17 protein-coding genes are annotated in these 18,250 nt (G+C 68.1%); 10 read left to right on the top strand and 7 right to left on the bottom strand.

The window, feature by feature from the left end; all coding sequences use genetic code 11:
* The first annotated feature begins 1 nt into the window (after position 1).
* On the top strand, positions 2–1,006 hold the full coding sequence (locus SCH01S_RS15400; protein ID WP_046349729.1) for a YncE family protein: 1,005 nt from the start codon (positions 2–4) through the stop codon (positions 1,004–1,006).
* A 130-nt stretch (positions 1,007–1,136) separates the two neighbouring features.
* Complete coding sequence (locus SCH01S_RS15395) at positions 1,137–1,826, top strand: protein-L-isoaspartate(D-aspartate) O-methyltransferase (RefSeq protein ID WP_046349758.1); 690 nt, start codon at positions 1,137–1,139, stop codon at positions 1,824–1,826.
* On the opposite strand, the gene SCH01S_RS15390 is transcribed toward SCH01S_RS15395, so the two are convergent.
* From SCH01S_RS15390 to SCH01S_RS15360, 7 genes are all read right to left on the bottom strand, one after another.
* Complete coding sequence (locus SCH01S_RS15390; RefSeq protein ID WP_046349728.1) at positions 1,823–4,930, bottom strand: efflux RND transporter permease subunit; 3,108 nt, start codon at positions 4,928–4,930, stop codon at positions 1,823–1,825. The two genes, SCH01S_RS15395 and SCH01S_RS15390, sit on opposite strands and share 4 nt — an antisense overlap.
* Positions 4,927–5,955, bottom strand: a complete 1,029-nt coding sequence (locus SCH01S_RS15385) for an efflux RND transporter periplasmic adaptor subunit (RefSeq protein ID WP_046349727.1) — start codon at positions 5,953–5,955, stop codon at positions 4,927–4,929. The genes SCH01S_RS15390 and SCH01S_RS15385 overlap by 4 nt, the downstream gene beginning before the upstream one ends.
* On the bottom strand, positions 5,943–7,283 hold the full coding sequence (locus SCH01S_RS15380; protein WP_046349726.1) for a TolC family protein: 1,341 nt from the start codon (positions 7,281–7,283) through the stop codon (positions 5,943–5,945). Before SCH01S_RS15380 ends, SCH01S_RS15385 begins: the two co-directional genes overlap by 13 nt.
* Entirely contained in the window at positions 7,280–8,614 is a 1,335-nt protein-coding gene (locus SCH01S_RS15375; protein ID WP_046349725.1) for a HAMP domain-containing sensor histidine kinase, read from the bottom strand. Before SCH01S_RS15375 ends, SCH01S_RS15380 begins: the two co-directional genes overlap by 4 nt.
* A 4-nt stretch (positions 8,615–8,618) precedes the next feature.
* Positions 8,619–9,290: a response regulator transcription factor gene (locus tag SCH01S_RS15370; RefSeq protein WP_046349724.1), complete on the bottom strand. Its 672-nt coding sequence runs from the start codon at positions 9,288–9,290 to the stop codon at positions 8,619–8,621.
* Positions 9,290–9,601 carry a PepSY domain-containing protein gene (locus SCH01S_RS15365; RefSeq protein WP_046349723.1) on the bottom strand — a complete coding sequence of 104 codons (312 nt, stop codon included), beginning with the start codon at positions 9,599–9,601 and terminating at the stop codon, positions 9,290–9,292. The genes SCH01S_RS15370 and SCH01S_RS15365 overlap by 1 nt, the downstream gene beginning before the upstream one ends.
* A gap of 116 nt (positions 9,602–9,717) precedes the next feature.
* Positions 9,718–10,758, bottom strand: a complete 1,041-nt coding sequence (locus SCH01S_RS15360) for an AI-2E family transporter (protein WP_046349722.1) — start codon at positions 10,756–10,758, stop codon at positions 9,718–9,720.
* A gap of 122 nt (positions 10,759–10,880) precedes the next feature.
* Between SCH01S_RS15360 and dmeF the strand changes: the two genes are divergently transcribed.
* The 8 genes from dmeF to SCH01S_RS15320 all read left to right on the top strand — a co-directional run bounded on the left by dmeF (position 10,881) and on the right by SCH01S_RS15320 (position 18,188).
* On the top strand, positions 10,881–11,795 hold the full coding sequence (dmeF, locus tag SCH01S_RS15355; RefSeq protein ID WP_046349721.1) for a CDF family Co(II)/Ni(II) efflux transporter DmeF: 915 nt from the start codon (positions 10,881–10,883) through the stop codon (positions 11,793–11,795).
* A 73-nt stretch (positions 11,796–11,868) separates the two neighbouring features.
* Positions 11,869–13,260 carry an MATE family efflux transporter gene (locus tag SCH01S_RS15350; RefSeq protein WP_046349720.1) on the top strand — a complete coding sequence of 464 codons (1,392 nt, stop codon included), beginning with the start codon at positions 11,869–11,871 and terminating at the stop codon, positions 13,258–13,260.
* 58 nt (positions 13,261–13,318) lie between these two features.
* Entirely contained in the window at positions 13,319–13,768 is a 450-nt protein-coding gene (locus SCH01S_RS15345) for a response regulator (protein ID WP_052733982.1), read from the top strand.
* A 19-nt stretch (positions 13,769–13,787) separates the two neighbouring features.
* Positions 13,788–14,222 (top strand): MarR family winged helix-turn-helix transcriptional regulator, encoded by a 435-nt coding sequence (locus SCH01S_RS15340; protein ID WP_046349719.1) that lies wholly within the window; start codon positions 13,788–13,790, stop codon positions 14,220–14,222.
* Positions 14,223–14,265: 43 nt separating this feature from the next.
* The gene (gene hppD / locus SCH01S_RS15335) at positions 14,266–15,315 is read left to right on the top strand and encodes a 4-hydroxyphenylpyruvate dioxygenase (protein WP_046349718.1); all 1,050 of its coding nucleotides are present in this window, start codon (positions 14,266–14,268) and stop codon (positions 15,313–15,315) included.
* Positions 15,316–15,406: 91 nt separating this feature from the next.
* Positions 15,407–16,714: a homogentisate 1,2-dioxygenase gene (hmgA, locus tag SCH01S_RS15330; RefSeq protein ID WP_046349717.1), complete on the top strand. Its 1,308-nt coding sequence runs from the start codon at positions 15,407–15,409 to the stop codon at positions 16,712–16,714.
* Positions 16,711–17,070, top strand: coding sequence for a cupin domain-containing protein (locus SCH01S_RS15325; RefSeq protein ID WP_046349716.1), 360 nt, complete (start codon positions 16,711–16,713; stop codon positions 17,068–17,070). The genes hmgA and SCH01S_RS15325 overlap by 4 nt, the downstream gene beginning before the upstream one ends.
* A gap of 110 nt (positions 17,071–17,180) precedes the next feature.
* Positions 17,181–18,188, top strand: a complete 1,008-nt coding sequence (locus SCH01S_RS15320) for a fumarylacetoacetate hydrolase family protein (RefSeq protein WP_046349715.1) — start codon at positions 17,181–17,183, stop codon at positions 18,186–18,188.
* The last annotated feature ends 62 nt before the right edge of the window (positions 18,189–18,250 follow it).

Raw genomic sequence — 18,250 nt, 5'->3', positions numbered from 1 at the left:
CATGACCAGATTGTTGCCGTTCGCCGTTGCCTTGATGATCGCAAGCGCCGCAGGCGCGGCCCCGTCCCATTACGCCGTGACTGCAACCGTCGCGATTCCGGATGGCGGATGGGATCTGGCGAGCGTCGACGACGCATCCCAGCAGCTGTTCCTGGCGCGCAGTGCAAACATCACCGCGGTGGACCTCGCGCACGGCCGCGCGGTCCGGTCGCTCGGTCACCTGGACCGCGGGCATGCCGCGATTCCCATTCCGGGCGCATCGGAAATCCTTGCGACCAGCGGCAAGGACAACAGCGCCTACCTGTTCGACACGAAGGACGGGCGGCAGATTGCCCGCGTGCCCGTCGGCGCCAATCCCGACGCGGCGATCTACGATCGGGCATCGAACCGCGCATTCGTGATGAACGCGAAGGACGGCACTGTGTCGGTCGTCGACCCCCATGCCGCGCGGGTCGAAGCGACGATCCAGCTGAGACCCGGGCTCGAGCTGCCCGCGATTACCCCGAACCGCATCCTCTTCATCAACAACGAAGAGGCGAGCGAAATTGAATCCATCGACCTGCGGACACGCAAGCCCGGAGCAGTGATCGCATTGCCCGGATGTGAAGGGCCGACCGGCTTGGCCTATGATGCGAAATCCGGCCGGTTGATCAGCGCCTGTGCAAACGGAAAAGCGGCGATCGTCGATGCCCGCACCGGCCGCGAGGTCGCCCTGCTGGCAATCGGGAAGGGCCCCGACGGCGCGATGGTCGACGAAGCGCGGCGGATGGCGTTCATTCCCTGCGGGCGCGACGGTGTGCTGGACGTGATCGCGCTCGATGCGCCGGGCGGCCCGAAGGTCGTCGATCAGGTCAAGACGGAAATCGGCGCGCGGACCGGCGCGCTCGATCCGCGCGACGGCGCCGTCTATCTGGCAGCCGCACGCTTCGATCCACCCGCAACGCCCGGCGGCCGCCCGACGGCTGTGCCCGGCACGGCCCATCTGGTGGTCGTGACGCGGCAATAGCGGGCCGGTGGTGCCGGGACCGCGTCTCTACCGGCACGGCGTCGCGCTGCTGGCAACCGTCGCGCTCGCATCGTGCGCGACCGTTCCGGAACCGAGAGCAAAGCAGGGTTTCGCCGCCGCACGTGCCGCCATGGTCGGGCGGATCCGTCGAACAGCGAGGCGGGAATACCCAAAGCTAGCGGCCACCCCTGCATTCCGCAACGCATTGCGGGCCGTCGGCGGCGTGCGACGCGAGCTGTTCATGCCCGAGTCCGATCGGGCCCAAGCCTATGAGGACACGCCGCTTCCGATCGGATACGGCCAGACCATCTCGGATGCCTATATCGTCACGGTCATGACCGCGGCGCTGAACCTGCCGCCTCACGCCCATGTACTCGAGGTCGGCACCGGGTCAGGATATCAAGCGGCAGTCCTGTCCGGGCTTGCCGGCACCGTCCATTCGATCGAGATCGTCGCCCCTCTCGCCGATCGCGCGAAGACGCTGCTCGCGAGCCTGGGAATGACGAACGTCACCGTCCGGGCAGGAGACGGATTCCTGGGCTGGCCCGAGGCCGCGCCCTATGATGGCGTCATCGTGACTGCCGGCGCAGCTGAAATTCCGCCGCCGCTCATCGCGCAGCTCAAACCCGGCGGCACGCTCGTGATGCCGATCGGGCCGGAATGGCCTCTCGAGCAGCTTCTGGTCGTTCGTAAGGCCGCGGACGGCACGCTCGACCGTTGCTCGATGGGTCCGGTCATGTTCGTCCCACTGACCGGCCGCGGCGAACGGGTCCGGAACCCGGCCGAGCCCGACAATCGCGCGACGGCCGCCTGCTTCTAGCCTCCCCGCGTAGGCCGGAGTTGGCGGAGCGCGTCTTTGCGGGAAAAGAGCAGCAGCGCGCCGGGGAGGAACAGCAGCACCAGCGGCACCGCGGCGGTGAGGCCGAAGATGATCGCTGTGGCGAGCGGCTGCTGCAGGCCGGCGCCACGGCTGAGGCCGAGCGCCAGCGGACTGAGCGTCAGGATCGCGATCAGGGCGGACATCAGGATCGGCCGCAACCGCTTGCGGCCGGCCTCCCGCAGCGACTCTTCCTCGATGCCTTTCTCCGGGTCGATTTCGGCCAGGTAGAAGATGACCAGCTCGGTCACCATGCCGACCACCATCGTCAGCCCCATCAGAGCGGAGATGTTGAGTTCGATGCCGGTGATCCACAGGCCGATCAGCACCGCCGCTGCCGAAAGCAGCACCGTCAGGACCGCGGCAAGGGTCCAGGCGATCCGTTCGAACAGGATCGTCAGCAGCAGCGCGGTCAGCAGCAGCGCCGATGCGAACACCATGCTGAGATCGGCGAAGCTCTTCTGCTGCTCCGCATAGAGGCCGCCATAATCGACGCGGATGCTGTTCGGCAGGTGCAGCCCGGCGACAGTGGCGCGGACGTCCTTCATCCCGGAACCAAGATCGCGTCCTTCCAGCCGGGCGGTGACGGCGACGAACGGCGCCAGATCCTCGCGGGTCAGCTGCTGCTGCCCGCCCTGCACGGTCACGTCGGCGACCTGACCGACGGTCAGGCCGTGCCCATCCGGCGCGACCAGCGGCAGCCGGGCGATCTGCGCGGCGCGCTGGCGCAGGTCGGCGGGCGCGCGCACCCGGACCGAGAGCAATTGCTCGCCGGCACGCATCCTGGCTGCGTCGGTCCCGCCGATCAGCCCCTCGATCTGGGAGGCGAAGGCATCGGCGTCGAGGCCCTGCTGGGCCAGAGCGCCCGGGCGAACGCGGACGTCGATCGCGTCGCCTGCGACCCGAAGGCCGTTCACCACTTCGACCACGCCGGAGATTTTGCCGATCGCATCCCCGACCTGCCGGGCGGCCTTGTTCAGCGCGGCCGGGTCGTCGCTGAACAATTTGACCTCGATCGGCTGCGGCACCGCCGTCAAATCGCCGATCAGGTCCTCCATCAGCTGGATCGTCTCGATCTGGAGGCCAGGCACCTTCGCTTCGATCTGGGTGCGGATATCGGTCATCACCTCGTCGATCGGGCGGCGCGACCCGCCTTTCAGGCGAATGAAATAATCGCCCTCGTCGGCCTCGGTCAGCCCGCCGCCGAGCTGGACACCGGTGCGCCGCGAATAGCTCGCCACCTCGGGCGTCGCGGTGATGATCTGCTCGACCTGCCGCAGCAGCCGGTCGGTATCCGACAGCGCCGCGCCCGGCTGGGCCTTGTAGTCGAGAACAAAGCCGCCTTCGTCCATCGCCGGCATGAACCCGGAGGGAACATGGCTCCAGGCCAGATAGCCGAGGCCGGCCATCGCGACTGCGGTGATCAGGACGAATATGGCGGGGCGGTTCAGCGTCCGGCGCTCGGCCCATTCATGGCCGCGTTCCAGCCGGTGCATCAGCCGGTCCGCCTTCCCCGCCGCCTCGACATCCTTGTCGCGCAGCCATGACGCGGCGAGCAACGGGATCACGAAGCGGGAATAGAGCAGCGACAGGATCAGCGCTGCCGCCATCGTCAGCGCAAGCGCCTTGAAGAAGCCGCCGGTCACGCCGCTGACGAACGCCAGGGGCAGGAAGATGATGATCGTCGCCAAGCTGGAGCCGTAAAGCGGCTTGCCCATTTCGGCCGCGGCGGCGAGCAGCCCGTCGCGATCCTTCGCAGCGCCTTCCTGCATCCGCCGCATCATATGTTCGAGCATCACCACCGCGTCGTCGACGATCAGCCCGACCGCGGCGGCCATGCCGCCCAGCGTCATCATGTTGAAGCCCATATGGAGCGCGAGCAGGATCAGGCAGGTGGCCGCAAGCACCGCGGGCAGCGCGATGCCGGTAATCACCATCAGCCGGAACGAGCGCAGGAACAGGAACAGCACCAGACCCGCCAGCAGCGCGCCGAGCAGGATCGCGTCGCGAACGGCGTTGGCGGCTCCCGTCACCAGTTCCGATTGGTCATAGAAGGTCGTGACGGAAACAGTCGGCGGCAGCTGGATATCCTTCAGGCGGGCGTTCACCGCCTTCACGATCGCGACGCTGTCTCCGGTCGGTGACTGGCGGATGTTGACCAGCACCGCGTCGCGTCCCCCCGAGGTGACGCGGGTAAAGTTCGGCGCCGTCGCAGGGTGGATCGAGGCGATCTGGCCCAGCGTGACGACCGAGGCCGGCGGCGGAGGCGTCGGCTGGCCGGGCAGAGCATTGGGGGCGGTCGGCGGCGCCGTCGCCGCCTTGACCGGCAGCTGGGCGATCGCGTCGATCGTTGTCGCCCGGTTCTCGACCAGCACCAAATAAAGCCGGTGGCGATCCTCGACGCGGCCGACGCCCCGGATCATGCTCGCATGGCCGATCGCGGTCGCCACGTCGGTCAGGCCGATTCCGAGCGCCTGCAGCCGGCCCGGATCGACGTCGACCGCGATCTCGCGCGGCGCGCTGCCCAGCACGTCGACGCCCGCCACGCCCTGTACCGAGGTGAGCGCGGGACGGATCTGAAGCTCCGCAATCTGCCGAAGGGCGGCCGGATCGAGGCTCTTCGAGGTGAGCGCGATGCCCAGCACCGGGAAGATGGTCGGGTCCGAGCGGCGGACGCTGAAGCGGGTGCCGGAGGGCAGATCGGGGAGCGCGGTCGCCAGCGCGGCCTGGGTGGCGAGCGTCGCCGCGACCATATCGTCGCCCCAGGCGAAGTTGAGGCCGACTTCGGCCGAGCCGCGGCTCGTCGTCGAGCGGATGCGGGTGACGCCCGGCACTTCGCGCAACGCGATCTCGATCGGGCGCGTGATCTCCGCCGCCATCTGCGCCGGCTCGCGGTCGCCGGCTTCGATCGACACGATCACGCGCGGATAATTGATGTGGGGGAACAGGCTGACCGGCAGCTTCAGGCCGGCAACGATGCCGGCGAGCGCCAGCAGGATCGCAGCAAGCGCGATCGCGCGCGCGTGGCCTTTCAACGTGCCCGTCATCGCGTGCGGACCTTCATGCCGTCTTCAAGCGCGGTGCCGCCTTCCACGACCACCGCTTCGCCGGGCTTCAACCCGCGCTGGATCTCGACCCGCTGCCCGTCATTTGCGCCCGTCGCGACGTCGCGGCGATGCGCCTTTCCGCCGGAGACGACGAACACATAGGGCTGGCCTGCGTCGTCGAGCAGTGCCGCATAGGGGATCACCGGCGCACTGCCCCCGCTCGGCAGCGGCAGCTGTGCGGTCAGGGGCGCGCCCGCGCCGATCGCGGTGGCAGCCGGGATGCGCGCGAACAGCGACGCCAGCCGGGTCTGCGGATCGACGACCGGATCGACCGAAAGAACCGGCGCGGTGAACTCCGTCCCTCCCGCCGAGGGCACAATGCGGATCGACGTGCCGGGCCTGACCCGCTGGACCAGCATCGGATCGAGGCCGAACCGGGCGCGCAGATCGCCCGCGCCGGTGATCGTCGCGACGGCGGTGCCGCCGGGAACCAGGCTGCCGAGGCTGGCGGAAATGGCTTGGACATGGCCGGCAAAGGGGGCGCGCAGGTCGAGCGCGCCGGTCCGCGCAGCCAGGCTTGCGCGAGTCGCGGCGGCGGACTGGGCGGCAGCGCGCGCCGTTTCGACGTCGGCGTTGCTCATCAGGCCGTCGGCGCGCAGCCGCTGCGCCCGGGCATAGGCCTGCTGCGCGGCGCGCGCGTCGCTCGCGGCCTTAGCCACGTCGAGCCGGGCCGTCGGGCTCGCCGCCAGGCCGACGACCAGCTGGCCGCGCGACACCGCGCTTCCGACCGGCGCCGCGATCCGCGCGACGATCGCCTCTTCCGGTGCGCTCAGGATCGCGCTGCCGGCGGCGCCGGCCTCGGCCGTCCCGTAAAGCCGGATCGTCGACTGGAGCTGCGCCGGTTCGGCCTTGGCAAGCTTGACCAGCGCGACCGGCTCGGTCGCATTCTCGTCCGCACTTTGCCCTCCGGAACAGGCGGCGAGCGCCAGCGCCAAGGCGCAGAAGCCTTGTTTCATTTCGTCCATGCCTCCCGCGGTGCGCCCGTCAATAATTCGAGCGCGATGGTCTGTTCTGCGATGTCCCGCTCCGCCTGGGCGAGCTGAAGTTCCTTGTCGCGCAACGCCTGTTCGGCCGTCGCGGCAGTTGCGAGCGAGATGTCGCCCCGGGCCTCGGCGCGGCGGCTGGCCTCGGCGAAGCGCCGCGCCGCCGGCAGCGTGGCAAGCACGGCCTCGCGCTGCCGGCGCGCGATCGCCACGCCCTGGGCGGCAGCGGCCATTTCGGCGCGGGTCTGGAATAGCCGCGCTTCATATTCGGCCTTCAACGCCGCGCGGGTGGCGCGCTCGACCGCGATCCCGCCGCGGTTGCGGTTCCATACCGGCAGCGTGAACGACACTGCCGGCCCGACAGTGAGGTTGCCGGCCGTGTCACGCGTGGCGTTGATCGTCAGACCCAGCGCCGGGAATTGGTCGAGCACGGCCTTGTGCACCGCCGCCTCCTGCGAGGCATAGCCGGCACGCAGCGCCTGAAGGTCGGTCCGCCGCTGCTGGGCAATCGCGAACAGTGCCGCCGGATCCGGCGGTGGCGGCGGAAGCGGCGGTGCGGCCAGGCGGATCGGGCGATCGGGCGGAAAGCCGATCAGCTTCGCCAGCTCCAGCCGCGCCGCGCCCAGATCCTTCTCGTCGGTGCGCAGCCGCTCGGCAGCGTCGAAGGCCGCGACCCGCGCGCCCTGCACCTGATCCCCGGCAATGTCGCCGCGCCCGGCCGCCCGAAGCGTGCGGTCGAGCAGCGAGGCGGTCGAATCGCGGCTTGCGGTGTCGAGCGCGACCTGATTTTCAAGCGCGACGATCCGCGCCGCCTGGAGTCGCGCCTGACCGGACGTCTGCCACTCGCTCCAGGCGAGATCGAGCCGCACTTTGCGCGCATCGGCCCGCGCCTTCTGCCGCGTGACGCCGCGAGTGCGCAGCGCATTCAGGTCCAGGCCGAGGCTGGAGGCGATGCCCAGCATCGAGTCCGGCCCGGACAGAAGGGGATCGAGGCCGACGCTGAAGCTCGGGTCGGGCAGCAGTCCCGCGGCAAAGACCTGCGCATCGGCGACGCCCGCGCGAACCCGGGCGGCCTGAAGATCGGGATTGCCGAGCACGGCGAGCACCGCGACCGCATTGGCGTCGAGCGGCTGCGCGAAGTCGATCCGCTCGGGCGTCAGGAACGGCCGGTCGATCGTCGTCGCGTCCTGCGCCAGCACCGCCAGCACCGGCGGCGACAGTATGGGTGGGTTTTCATCGAGCGGCAGCGGCCGATACGTCGCGCAGCCTGCCAGCAGCAGCGCCAACGCGACGGCTCCCCTTATTTTCACACTCGATCCTCCGGAAACTCAATCGTCACGATCAGGCCCGGCCGGTTGTCGCCGAAGCTGAGCCGCGCCTGATGCAGCCGCGCCACCGCCGCGACCAGGTTCAGGCCAAGGCCGTGGCCCGGCGTCGACCGGCTGCCTTCGAGCCGGATGAAGCGCTGCACGATCCGCTCGCGATCCTGGACGGGCACGCCCGGGCCGTTATCGGACACCGAAAGACGCCGCGCATCGCCGCGAGCCGCAAGCTCGACGCGGACCGCCGTTCCCGCCGGCGTGTGGCGCTGGGCATTCTCGATCAGGTTGACGAGCGCTTGGGCGAGCAGCTCGCGGTCGCCGGTGATCGCGATGCCCGGCTCCACGTCCCATCCGAGCGTGCGCCCGCCGTCGGCCACCGCCGGCGCGTAGCTTTCCGCCAGTTCGGCGACGAGCGCGCTCAGGTCGACGGCTGCGAAATTGCGACGGATCTTGCCGCTCTCGATCTCGGCAATGCGCAGGATCGCGGCGAACAGCGCGAGCACGTCGTCGACGCGGTGGATGCCTTCCTCAATGACGGCGTGCTGGGCCGCAGGGTCGCCGCCCAGCCCCCGTTCGAGCTGGTTGCGGAGGCGCGCAAGCGGGGTGCGCAAATCGTGCGCGATATCACTCGAAACCTGCCGGACGTTCTCGAGCAGCCCTTCGATCCGCTCGAGCATCGCGTTCAGCGAGCTGGCGAGCCGGTCGAACTCGTCGCCGCGTTCGCTGACCGGCATGCGCGCGCCGAGATGGCCGGCGACAACGCCCTCGGCCGCGCCGCTTATCGCGCCGAGCCGGTCGCGAAGATAGCCGCCGAGCAACAACGCGCCGGCGATTCCGAGCAGGACCACCAAGGCAAAACCGGCAAGAAAGACCGAAATCACCGTGCGGTCGATCTGCTCGACCCGCTCGCGATCGGCCGCGACCAGCAGCCGCTCTCCATCGCCGAGGTCGACCGCGAAACCGCGGCCGGCATCCGGCCCCTCACGCGGATCGATGAAGACGATGTCGTGCAGGCCAAGCGCGGGCCTTTGCGTCACCAGCCGGCCGCTTATGCGCCGTCCCTGGGCGTCGAACAGCGCGTAGAACAGCCGGTCGTGCGACGGGATCGCCTCGCGCTTGCCGATCGCCTCTGCCAGCTCCGATGCGCCGTCGGCCCGGTATTCGGATACAAGCGCCGCCGCCTCGTCCCGGATCATCGTGTCGAGCTGGCGGGTGAAGGCGACGTGCATCGCCCAGAAGATGATGGCGCCAAGGATCGCGATCGCCAGCGCGAACGCGGCCGAATAGACGAACGCGATCCGGTAGGCGGCGCTGCGCATCCTCCTAGCCGCGCATCCGATAGCCGACGCCGCGCAGCGTCTCGATCACATCGTCAGCCCCGCCCTCGTTCAGCTTTGCGCGCAGCCGGCTGATATGGGTTTCGACGATGTTCGTCTGCGGGTCGAAATGGAACCCCCACACCCGTTCCAGCAGCATCGTCCGGGTGACGACGCGGTCTGCACCCCGCATCAGTTCCTCGAGCAGGCGGAATTCGCGCGGCTGGAGCTGGATCGGACGGCCGTCGCGCCGGACCTCGCGCTTCAGCAAGTCCATGTGCAGCGGCCCGACCGCCAGTTCGGTCGGCGTCTCGCTCAGCGGCCGCCGGCGCGCGAGGGCGTTGATCCGGGCCGCCAGCTCGGAGAAGGCGAATGGCTTGACGAGATAATCATCGGCGCCTGCTTCCAGACCCTCGACCCGGTCCTCGATCTGCCCCAGCGCGGTGAGCAGCAGCACCGGCGTCTCGATGCTCGCCGCCCGCATCCGGCGTAGCACCGACAATCCGTCGAGCCCCGGCAGCATCCGGTCGAGCACGACCACTTCCGGCGTTTCGGTCGTGGCGAGATGCAGCGCATCCGGGCCGTTCGCCGCCCGGATGACGCTGTGGCCGAGTTCGCCCAGCCCGCGGGCGACGAACTCGGCCGTTTCGATATCATCCTCGGCGACGAGGACCTGCATCAGCGCCCCTTTGTCTCGGCGTCCTTGTCGACGCGGCCTTCGGACTTATTCTCGACGATCTTGCCGGAATTGGCGTCGACGCCGATTTCTTGGATATGGCCACGCTGCTGGATGTCGAACGAATAGCGCCAGCCGCCGTCTTCATTCTCATATTCGCCGGAAATGAGCTTTCCGGGAGCGGCCTTGAGCGCGATCGCGCGCGCCTGGGCCATGGTCAGCTTCGCAGCCGGCGCATGCGGGGCTGCCTGGGCCGCTCCGGCAAGGCCGGCGCCGGCGAGGAGAAGGACGGTGAGGGACTTGATTCTGGTCATGGGCACTTCCTTGTAAGCGCGTCCCGACGGGAACGCCCACTCCGTCTAGAAGCCCTTAGGTTCGCCCATGCTTGCCGTAAAAATACAAATCCCCAATCTGGACGGATCGCCCGCGTCTAATCTTCTCCGGGAAGCACGACGGGATCGCCCAGCGTTTCCCTTGCGTAGAGTTCCTTGACGGCGGTGTAGGCCGTGACCGCCAATGCGCCCGAAAAGAACAGGCCGAACGTGCCGAACACATAGCCCGCCAGCAGGATCAGGAAGAGGTAGAGCCCGGGCGGCACCGACACGAGCCGGCGCGTGATCAGCGGGGTGATCAGGTGCGCCTGCACGATCCGCACGATCAGATAGGTAAGCAGCACGCCCGCCAGCGACCCCGATCCGGCCAGCGCCATAATGATCGCGGGGATCATCGCGAGCGTGGGGCCGACATAGGGAATGAACTCCGACAGGCCGCCCAGCAGGCCAAGTGCGGCGGGCGCGTCCACCCCGGCCCACCAGAGCCCCAGCCCGATCATCACGCCCATCAGCACCATCGAGATGATCTGCGTGCGCAGCCACAGGCGCAGCGTCCGCGCGATATCGCCGATCAGGTGGGCGGCAAGCGGGCGGTAGGCGGGGGGCGCCAGCATCGCCAGGCCGCGGGCATAGAGCCGGGGCTGCGCCGCGAAGAAGATCGCGCCGACGAACAGGATCAGGAAATTGACGACCACCTGCACCGCGCCGAGCCCCAGCACGGCGGCGGCGCGCGCGATGAAATCGTTCACGCCGCTTTGCCGGGCGGACTCCAGCAGCAGATGGCCGACCGGGCCGGCATCCAGCGCGGCTTCGACCCTGGCCCAATCCTGCGGAAGCCGCTGGCCCAGGCGATCCGCCTGGCGAACGGTCTCCGCGCCGAACAGCCAGCCCATCAGGATGATGGTCAACAACAGCAGCAGCACGGCCGCGGTGAGCGCGACCGGGCGCGACAAGGGGATCCTGCGGGTTAGCGCCGCAGCGATGCTCGACAGCAGAATCGCGCCCAGGGCGGCGCCGAACGAAAGCAGGATCAGGTGCGCGGCCCGGTAGACGACCACGCCCAGGCCGATCGCCACCGCGATCAGCACCAGCCGCGAAATGAAGCGCCGGACATCCTCCCCTGGCCGCAATCGATTCATCCGCCTGCCTCTTTTCGTTTCGCCTGACCTCTAGACGCCCGACCGCGGCAGCGGGTCCGGCGCGTCGAAAGCCGTGCGTCGGGTCTCGACACGTCGCGCCGGGCGCAGCATGAACGCGGCGCATGAGCCAAGGCCATTTCCCGCACGATTACCTGGGCACCAGGCATGACGAGAATGCGCGCCGCACCCGCTGGGTCGTCGTGCTGACCGCGGCGATGATGGTCGGCGAGATCGTCGCCGGCTGGCTGACCGGGTCGATGGCGCTGCTCGCCGACGGCTTCCATATGGCGACCGATGCAGCCGCGATCGGGGTGGCGGCCTTTGCCTACAGCTATGCGCGCCGCCATGTCGCCAATCCGCGCTACAGCTTCGGAACGGGCAAGGTGGGGGACCTGGCCGGCTTCGCCTCGTCGCTGGTGCTGGCGCTCGCGTCGCTCGGGATAGCGGCGGAATCGGTCGTCCGGCTCGTGCAACGGCCGCACATCGATTTCGCCTCTGCCCTGCCGGTCGCGATGATCGGGCTGGTGGTGAACCTGATCAGCGCCGCCCTGCTGTCGCACGGGCACAAAGACCATGGTCACCATCACGGACATGATCACGCCCATCACGATCACCACCATGATCACCAGGACCATAATTTCCGCGCGGTTTACCTGCACGTCGTATCCGATGCGCTGGTGTCGGTGCTGGCGATCGGCGCGCTTCTGGCCGGCCGCTATCTTGGGCTTGTCTGGTTCGATCCCGTCATGGGCATTATCGGCTCGCTGGTGATCGCGCGCTGGGCCTGGGCGTTGATGAAGGAGTCCGCCGCCGTCCTGCTTGATACCACCGACGCCCATGTCGCGGACCAGGTGCGCGCCGTCGTCGACGAGCTCGACGCGAGCATCCTGGACCTGCACGTCTGGCGCGTCGGGCCCGCCGCGCTTGCGGTCATCGTCGATGTGGCGGAGCCGGCCTGCGCCGCCGGCATCCGCGAGCGGCTGCAGGGCTTGAGAGGGGTCGCCCACCTGACCGTGCAGACGCATCCGGCGGAATAATCCGGCCCCGGGGCGGAGCGGCACGGAGAGGGTGCCTTTCCCCTCCCGATTCGACTATGGCGGCCGGCTCGCCATGCACGCCCCTGCCGCCTCGAAAGCCCATCCGTGGCGCGATGAAGCTGCCGCCACCGCGCAGCTGGCGGGGCCGCTTATCCTGACGAACCTGGCGCAGTCGGCGATCAACGCCACTGACGTCGTGCTGCTCGGCTGGCTCGGCGCGCGCGAGCTTGCGGCCTCATCGATCGGCATCAACCTTTACATTGCCTTCCTGATCTTCGGCATGGGCCTGGTGATGGCGGCGTCGCCGATCATGGCGAAGCAGCTGGGCGCGCGCCGGCACAGCGTGCGCGAGACTCGCCGCACCGTCCGCCAGGCGATCTGGGCGGCGATCACGATCGCGATCCCCGTCTGGCTGATCCTGTGGCATGCGGAGCCGATCCTGCGCCTTTTGGGGCAGGATCCGGTCCTGGCCGCAGACGCGGCGCGTTTCGTCCGGCCGCTGATGTTCGGCTATCTGCCCGCGCTCGCCTATCTGGTGCTGCGCGCCTTTGTCGCCGCGCTCGAGCTGCCCGCCTGGGCGACGCTGGTGAGCGTCGCCGGCGTGATCTCGAATGCGCTGTTGAACTATGGGCTGATCTTCGGCGCCTGGGGATTGCCGCGCCTCGGCCTGTTCGGCGCCGGGCTCGGCAGCACGATCACGCAAACGCTAATGTTCCTGGGCATGGCCGTCGTCGTGACGCACCATCGCCGCTTTCGTCGCTATCGGCTGTTCGGCCGCTTCTGGCGCACGGACTGGCCGCGCTATCGGGAGGTGTGGCGGCTGGGGCTGCCGATCGCGCTGACGCTGGGCCTGGAAGTTACCGTGTTCAACGCGGCGGTGTTCCTGATGGGCCTGATCGGCGCGACGTCGCTGGCTGCGCACGCGATCGCGATCCAGATTGCGTCGCTGACCTTCATGGTGCCGCTTGGGCTTTCGCAGGCGGTGACGGTGCGCGTCGGCCTCGCCTATGGCCGCGGCGACCGGACCGGCATCGCCCGCGCCGGTTGGACCGCGTTCGCGATGGGCACGGCGTTCATGGCCGGGATGGCGATCGTGATGTTCACGGTGCCGCACGCGCTGGTCGGCATCTTCCTCGACGAAGCCATCCCGCAGAACCGCGCCGTCGTGCCGCTCGCCGTCTCATTCCTGTCGGTCGCGGCGGTGTTCCAGGTGTTCGACGGCGCCCAGTCGGTCGGCGCCGGCATGCTGCGCGGCCTGCAGGATACGACCGTGCCGATGATCTTTGCGGCCTTCGGCTATTGGATTGTCGGCATGGGCACGGCCGTGTGGCTCGGCTTCGGGCTCGGCTGGCAGGGATTCGGCATCTGGGTCGGGCTGGCCGCGGGGCTCGCGATCGTGTCGGTGCTGATGATCGGCCGGTGGCTGAGGCGCGAGCGGTTAACGCTCTTACCGCAACCGGCGTGAACGTCTCGGTAAGGATCGCAAGAGTATCGGCAAATCAGATGTTTCGGCTGGTTTGATCATGCGTCTGGTTCGTGTCCTTGTCGTCGACGATTCGGTCACCATCCGCGCGATGATGCGGCAGGTGCTGGAGAGCGACCCCGAAATCCGCATCGCCGGTCTCGCGGCCAGCGCCGATGCGGCCGATCGCATGCTCGACGAAAACCTGGTCGACGTCATCACATTGGACATCGAGATGCCGGGCCGGAGCGGCCTCGACTATCTCGAAGAGATTCGCGCCAAGCGGCAGACGCCGGTGATCATGCTGTCGAGCTACACCGTGCGCGGTGAAGAAGTTAGGGCGCAGGCGCTGCTGATGGGGGCTACGGCGTGCTTCAACAAGGCCAACGCCGTGCGCGAACGGGACAAACTGATTCGGCTGGTGAAAGACGCCGCCCATCGCCAGGCGCGGCTTGACCGCGAGGACGTGGCTGCCGTCGCGGCCGCGGTGGCATTGCGCGCAGCCGAATAGTTTCGTCATAAGGCGCGTCATGCTGCGCCTCGACGAGTTTCTGCCCTACCAGCTCTCGGTCACGTCGAACGCGGTGAGCAGCGCGATCGCGCGTACCTACGAAGTGCTGTTCGGGCTGCGCGTGCCCGAATGGCGGCTGATCGCCGTGCTCGCCGAGCAGGACGGCGTGACGCAGCAGGCGCTGGTCGCGCGCACCGAGATGGACAAGATGACGGTCAGCCGCGCCGCCCAGGCGCTGGTCACGCGCGGCCTCGTCACGCGCGTGCCCCATGGCAGCGACAAGCGCAGCCACGCGCTGGCGCTCAGCGACGACGGCCGCGCCCTCTACGCGCAGATCGCGCCCAAGGCGCTCGAACTGGAACAGACGCTGCTGGAAGAGCTTGGAACCCGCGAGGTCGCGCAGCTCAAATTGACGCTCGCCAAGCTCAAATCGGCCTCTCACGCGTTGCGCTGATTCGTAACGGCTGTTACTATCTGGGCTCCCGATTCCAGGAGCAATGACGATGAGCGCCGACAATCCGCTGGGCCTGAACGGATTCGAATTCGTCGAGTTCACCTCGCCCGATCCGGACGCGATGGCGGCCCAGTTCGAGCAGCTCGGCTTCGTCGCGTCGCACCGGCACCCGCGCAAGAACATCACCCGCTACAAACAGGGCCGCATCAACCTGATGCTGAACCGCGACGAAGCCGGCCGCGTGGCCGCGTTCCGTGGCGAGCACGGCCCGTCGGCCAGCGCGATGGCGTTCCGCGTCGCCGACCCCGCAGCCGCGATGACATGGGCGCTCGCGCACGGCGCCAAGCCGACCGACGAGGACGACACCGTCATTATGGGCATCGGCGGCTCGTACCTCTATTTCATCCAGGACGGCCACGACCTCTACGAGAGCTGGGCCGAGTTTCCCGGCTGGCGCGAAGCCGAGGCGCGGAACAATGTCGGCCTGGACCTGCTCGACCACCTGACCCACAATGTGAAGCGCGGCCAAATGCGCGTCTGGTCCGAATTCTACCGCGAGCTGTTCGGCTTCGAGGAGCAGAAATATTTCGACATCAAGGGCCAGGCGACCGGGCTGTTCAGCCAGGCGATGATCGCGCCCGACAAGGCGATCCGTATCCCGCTCAATGAAAGCCAGGACGACAAGAGCCAGATCGAGGAATTCATCCGCGAATATAAGGGCGAAGGCATCCAGCACCTGGCCCTCACCACGCCTGACATCTACGACACGGTCGAGCGGCTGCGGGCGCGCGGCGTGAAGCTGCAGGACACGATCGAGACCTATTACGAGCTGGTCGACAAGCGTGTGCCCGGGCATGGCGAGGATCTGGAACGGCTCAAGAAGAACCGCATCCTGATCGACGGCAAGGTCGGCGACGAAGGCATCCTGCTGCAGATCTTCACTGAAAACATGTTCGGCCCGATCTTTTTCGAGATCATCCAGCGCAAGGGCAATGAAGGCTTCGGCAACGGCAATTTCCAGGCGCTGTTTGAAAGCATCGAGCTGGACCAGATCCGGCGCGGCGTGATCAAGGTGGACGAGCCGGCGGAGTGAACGCCCAAACCCGTTCGTTTCGAGCGAAGTCGAGAAACGTTCGGCCCGGAGCTTGCGCTTCTCGACTTCGCTCGAAGCGAACGGAGTTTGTATGAACTTGCAGAGCCAGATCACCGCCGCCACGGCCCCCTACATCCCCGGCTTCGCCAACCACTTCGCGACCGAGGCCGTCCCCGGCGCGCTCCCGATCGGTCGCAACTCGCCCCAGAAGCCGCCGTTCGGCCTCTATGCCGAGCAGCTCTCCGGCACCGCGTTTACTGCGCCGCGGCACGAGAATCGGCGGTCCTGGCTCTATCGTCTCCGGCCATCTGCCGAGCATCCCGCCTATGTCCGCTACCACGGCGCCACCCGCTTCGCGCCCGGCACGGTCGACGCGCCGCTGCCGCCCAACCGGCTGCGTTGGGACCCGATCGCCGACAGCCCGGCCGGCACCGACCTGATCGACGGCATCACGACGATGCTCGCCAACCGCGATCCCGCCGACCTGGAGGGCGTCGCGGTGCACATGTATGCGACCGACCGCGACATGGAGGCACGCGCCTTCGTCAATGCCGATGGCGAGATGATCTTCATCCCCCAGCAGGGCCGGCTCGAGCTGCTGACCGAGATGGGCCGGATCGAGATCGCGCCCGGCCAGATCGCGCTGATCCCTCGCGGCGTCCGCTTCCGCGCCTTGCTGCCGGACGGAAGCGCGCGCGGCTATATCGCCGAGAATCATGGCGCGATGTTCCGCCTGCCGGAGCTGGGGCCGATCGGCGCCAACGGCCTCGCCAACCCGCGCGATTTCGAGACGCCGGTCGCCTGGTTCGAGGACCGCGACGAGCCCTTCGAGCTCGTTCAGAAATATCTGGGCAGCCTCTGGACGACAACGCTCGATCATTCGCCGCTCGACGTGGTTGCCTGGCACGGCAATCTCGCGCCCTGCCGCTACGATCTGTCGCGGTTCAATACGATGAACACGGTCAGCTTCGACCATCCCGATCCGTCGATCTTCACCGTGCTGACCTCGCCCAGCGACGTGCCGGGCCGCGCCAATGCCGATTTCGTGATCTTCCCGCCGCGCTGGATGGTCGCGGAGGACACATTCCGCCCGCCCTGGTTCCACCGCAACGTGATGTCCGAAGCGATGGGGCTGATCGCCGGCGCTTATGATGCCAAGGCGGAAGGCTTCCGTCCCGGCGGCCTTTCCCTGCACAACATGATGTCCGGCCACGGCCCCGACGTGGCGAGTTGGCGGGGCGCGAGCGAGGTGGAGCTGAAGCCGCACAAGATCGACGGCACGATGGCGTTCATGGTCGAAAGCTGCTGGCCCTATCGCCTCACCGCCCACGCGGTCGACCATGCCCAGCCGGACTATGACGCCTGCTGGCAGGGATTCCCGAAGGCGCGGATCGCATGAAAGTCGCGCTGGACGAGAAATTCGCGGCCTTCGCCGAGCATTGGCGACCGAAGATCGTCGCCCAGGCGAACGGGCAGGACATCCGCCTGGTCAAGACCAAGGGTGTGTTCCCCTGGCACAGCCACGCCGATGCGGAAGAGACGTTCCTCTGCTGGAAAGGCGCGTTCCGCATCGAGTTCCGCGAGCGGATCGTGACGCTCGGCCCCGGCGAAATGCTGGTCGTGCCGCGCGGGGTCGAGCACCGCACGGCAAGCGACGAAGAGGCCGAGGTGCTGATCTTCGAGCCATCGGAGGTGGTGAACACGGGGGATGCGGTGGAGTCGGAGTTCACGGCGCCGCATGGCGTCACGATCTGAGTCCTTCCGGTTTGGGCTGAGCTTGTCGAAGCCCTCCCTTTCCTTTCGGCGCTGAAAGAAGGAAGGGAGGCCTTCGACAAGCTCAGGCCAAACCGAGTTTAGGAGCCCAGATGAAACTTGCGTCTTTGAAGCAGGGCCGCGACGGTCGTCTCGTCGTCGTCTCGCGCGACCTGCACTGGTACGCCGATGCCGCGCACATCGCGCCGACGCTGCAGGCCGCGCTCGACGATTGGGAGCATGCCGCGCCGAAGCTGGAGCTGTTGGCGACCGACCTGGAGCATGAGGCGATCCCGCGGGAGCGCTTCCATGAGCGCGACGCCGCTGCCCCCCTGCCCCGCGCCTACCAATGGGCGGACGGCTCCGCCTATGTGAACCATGTCGAGCTGGTCCGGAAAGCGCGCGGGGCGGAGATGCCGGCGAGCTTCTGGACCGACCCGCTGATGTATCAGGGCGCGTCCGACAGCTTCCTGAGCCCCCGCGATCCGATCCCGCTGAAGGACGAAGCCTGGGGCTGCGACATGGAAGGCGAAGTCTGCGTCGTGACCGGCGACGTGGCGCAGGGTGCGACGCGCGAGCAGGCGCTTAATGCAATCCTCCTGATCGGGCTCGTCAACGACGTGTCGCTGCGGAACCTCATTCCCGGCGAGCTCGCCAAGGGCTTCGGCTTTCTTCAGTCCAAGCCCGCCTCGACGCTGTCGCCGGTGCTGGTGACGCCCGACGAGCTTGGCGCCGACTGGCAGGGCGGCAAGCTGCACCGGCCGCTGCTGGTCGAGCTGAATGGCGATCCGTTCGGCCGGGCCAATGCGGGTGACGACATGACCTTCGATTTCGGCACCCTGATCGCGCACGTTGCGAAAACGCGCAGCATCGTCGCCGGCTCAATCGTGGGATCGGGCACTGTCTCCAATAAGGGCACCGACGACGGCCCCGGCAAGCCGGTCGCCGAAGGTGGGCTCGGCTATAGCTGCATCGCCGAAATCCGGATGATCGAGACAATCCAGTCGGGCGCGCCGAAGACTCCGTTCCTGCGCCACGGCGACCGGGTGCGGATCGAGATGAAGGACGAGGCCGGGCACAGCATCTTCGGCGCGATCGAGCAGGAAGTGGTGAGCGCATGACTTCTCCCCTCCCGCTTGCGGGAGGGGCCGGGGGAGGGCCTGACAATCCGCTCCGCATGACG

Origin of the sequence: Sphingomonas changbaiensis NBRC 104936, assembly GCF_000974765.1 — a bacterium.
GTDB lineage: Bacteria > Pseudomonadota > Alphaproteobacteria > Sphingomonadales > Sphingomonadaceae > Sphingomonas_B > Sphingomonas_B changbaiensis.
The sequence above is the reverse complement of the archived record's forward strand: the minus strand, read 5'-3'. Positions and strand labels throughout refer to the sequence as shown.

What these genes read in the sequence shown, in the direction of transcription:
- SCH01S_RS15400 (WP_046349729.1), top strand. Translation starts at nt 2, where the DNA reads ATGACCAGATTGTTGCCGTTCGCCGTTGCCTTGATGATCGCAAGCGCC.
- SCH01S_RS15395 (WP_046349758.1), top strand. Translation starts at nt 1,137, where the DNA reads ATGGTCGGGCGGATCCGTCGAACAGCGAGGCGGGAATACCCAAAGCTA.
- SCH01S_RS15390 (WP_046349728.1), bottom strand. Translation starts at nt 4,930, where the DNA reads ATGACGGGCACGTTGAAAGGCCACGCGCGCGCGATCGCGCTTGCTGCG.
- SCH01S_RS15385 (WP_046349727.1), bottom strand. Translation starts at nt 5,955, where the DNA reads ATGGACGAAATGAAACAAGGCTTCTGCGCCTTGGCGCTGGCGCTCGCC.
- SCH01S_RS15375 (WP_046349725.1), bottom strand. Translation starts at nt 8,614, where the DNA reads ATGCGCAGCGCCGCCTACCGGATCGCGTTCGTCTATTCGGCCGCGTTC.
- SCH01S_RS15370 (WP_046349724.1), bottom strand. Translation starts at nt 9,290, where the DNA reads ATGCAGGTCCTCGTCGCCGAGGATGATATCGAAACGGCCGAGTTCGTC.
- SCH01S_RS15365 (WP_046349723.1), bottom strand. Translation starts at nt 9,601, where the DNA reads ATGACCAGAATCAAGTCCCTCACCGTCCTTCTCCTCGCCGGCGCCGGC.
- SCH01S_RS15360 (WP_046349722.1), bottom strand. Translation starts at nt 10,758, where the DNA reads ATGAATCGATTGCGGCCAGGGGAGGATGTCCGGCGCTTCATTTCGCGG.
- dmeF (WP_046349721.1), top strand. Translation starts at nt 10,881, where the DNA reads ATGAGCCAAGGCCATTTCCCGCACGATTACCTGGGCACCAGGCATGAC.
- SCH01S_RS15350 (WP_046349720.1), top strand. Translation starts at nt 11,869, where the DNA reads ATGCACGCCCCTGCCGCCTCGAAAGCCCATCCGTGGCGCGATGAAGCT.
- SCH01S_RS15345 (WP_052733982.1), top strand. Translation starts at nt 13,319, where the DNA reads ATGCGTCTGGTTCGTGTCCTTGTCGTCGACGATTCGGTCACCATCCGC.
- SCH01S_RS15340 (WP_046349719.1), top strand. Translation starts at nt 13,788, where the DNA reads ATGCTGCGCCTCGACGAGTTTCTGCCCTACCAGCTCTCGGTCACGTCG.
- hppD (WP_046349718.1), top strand. Translation starts at nt 14,266, where the DNA reads ATGACGATGAGCGCCGACAATCCGCTGGGCCTGAACGGATTCGAATTC.
- hmgA (WP_046349717.1), top strand. Translation starts at nt 15,407, where the DNA reads ATGAACTTGCAGAGCCAGATCACCGCCGCCACGGCCCCCTACATCCCC.
- SCH01S_RS15325 (WP_046349716.1), top strand. Translation starts at nt 16,711, where the DNA reads ATGAAAGTCGCGCTGGACGAGAAATTCGCGGCCTTCGCCGAGCATTGG.
- SCH01S_RS15320 (WP_046349715.1), top strand. Translation starts at nt 17,181, where the DNA reads ATGAAACTTGCGTCTTTGAAGCAGGGCCGCGACGGTCGTCTCGTCGTC.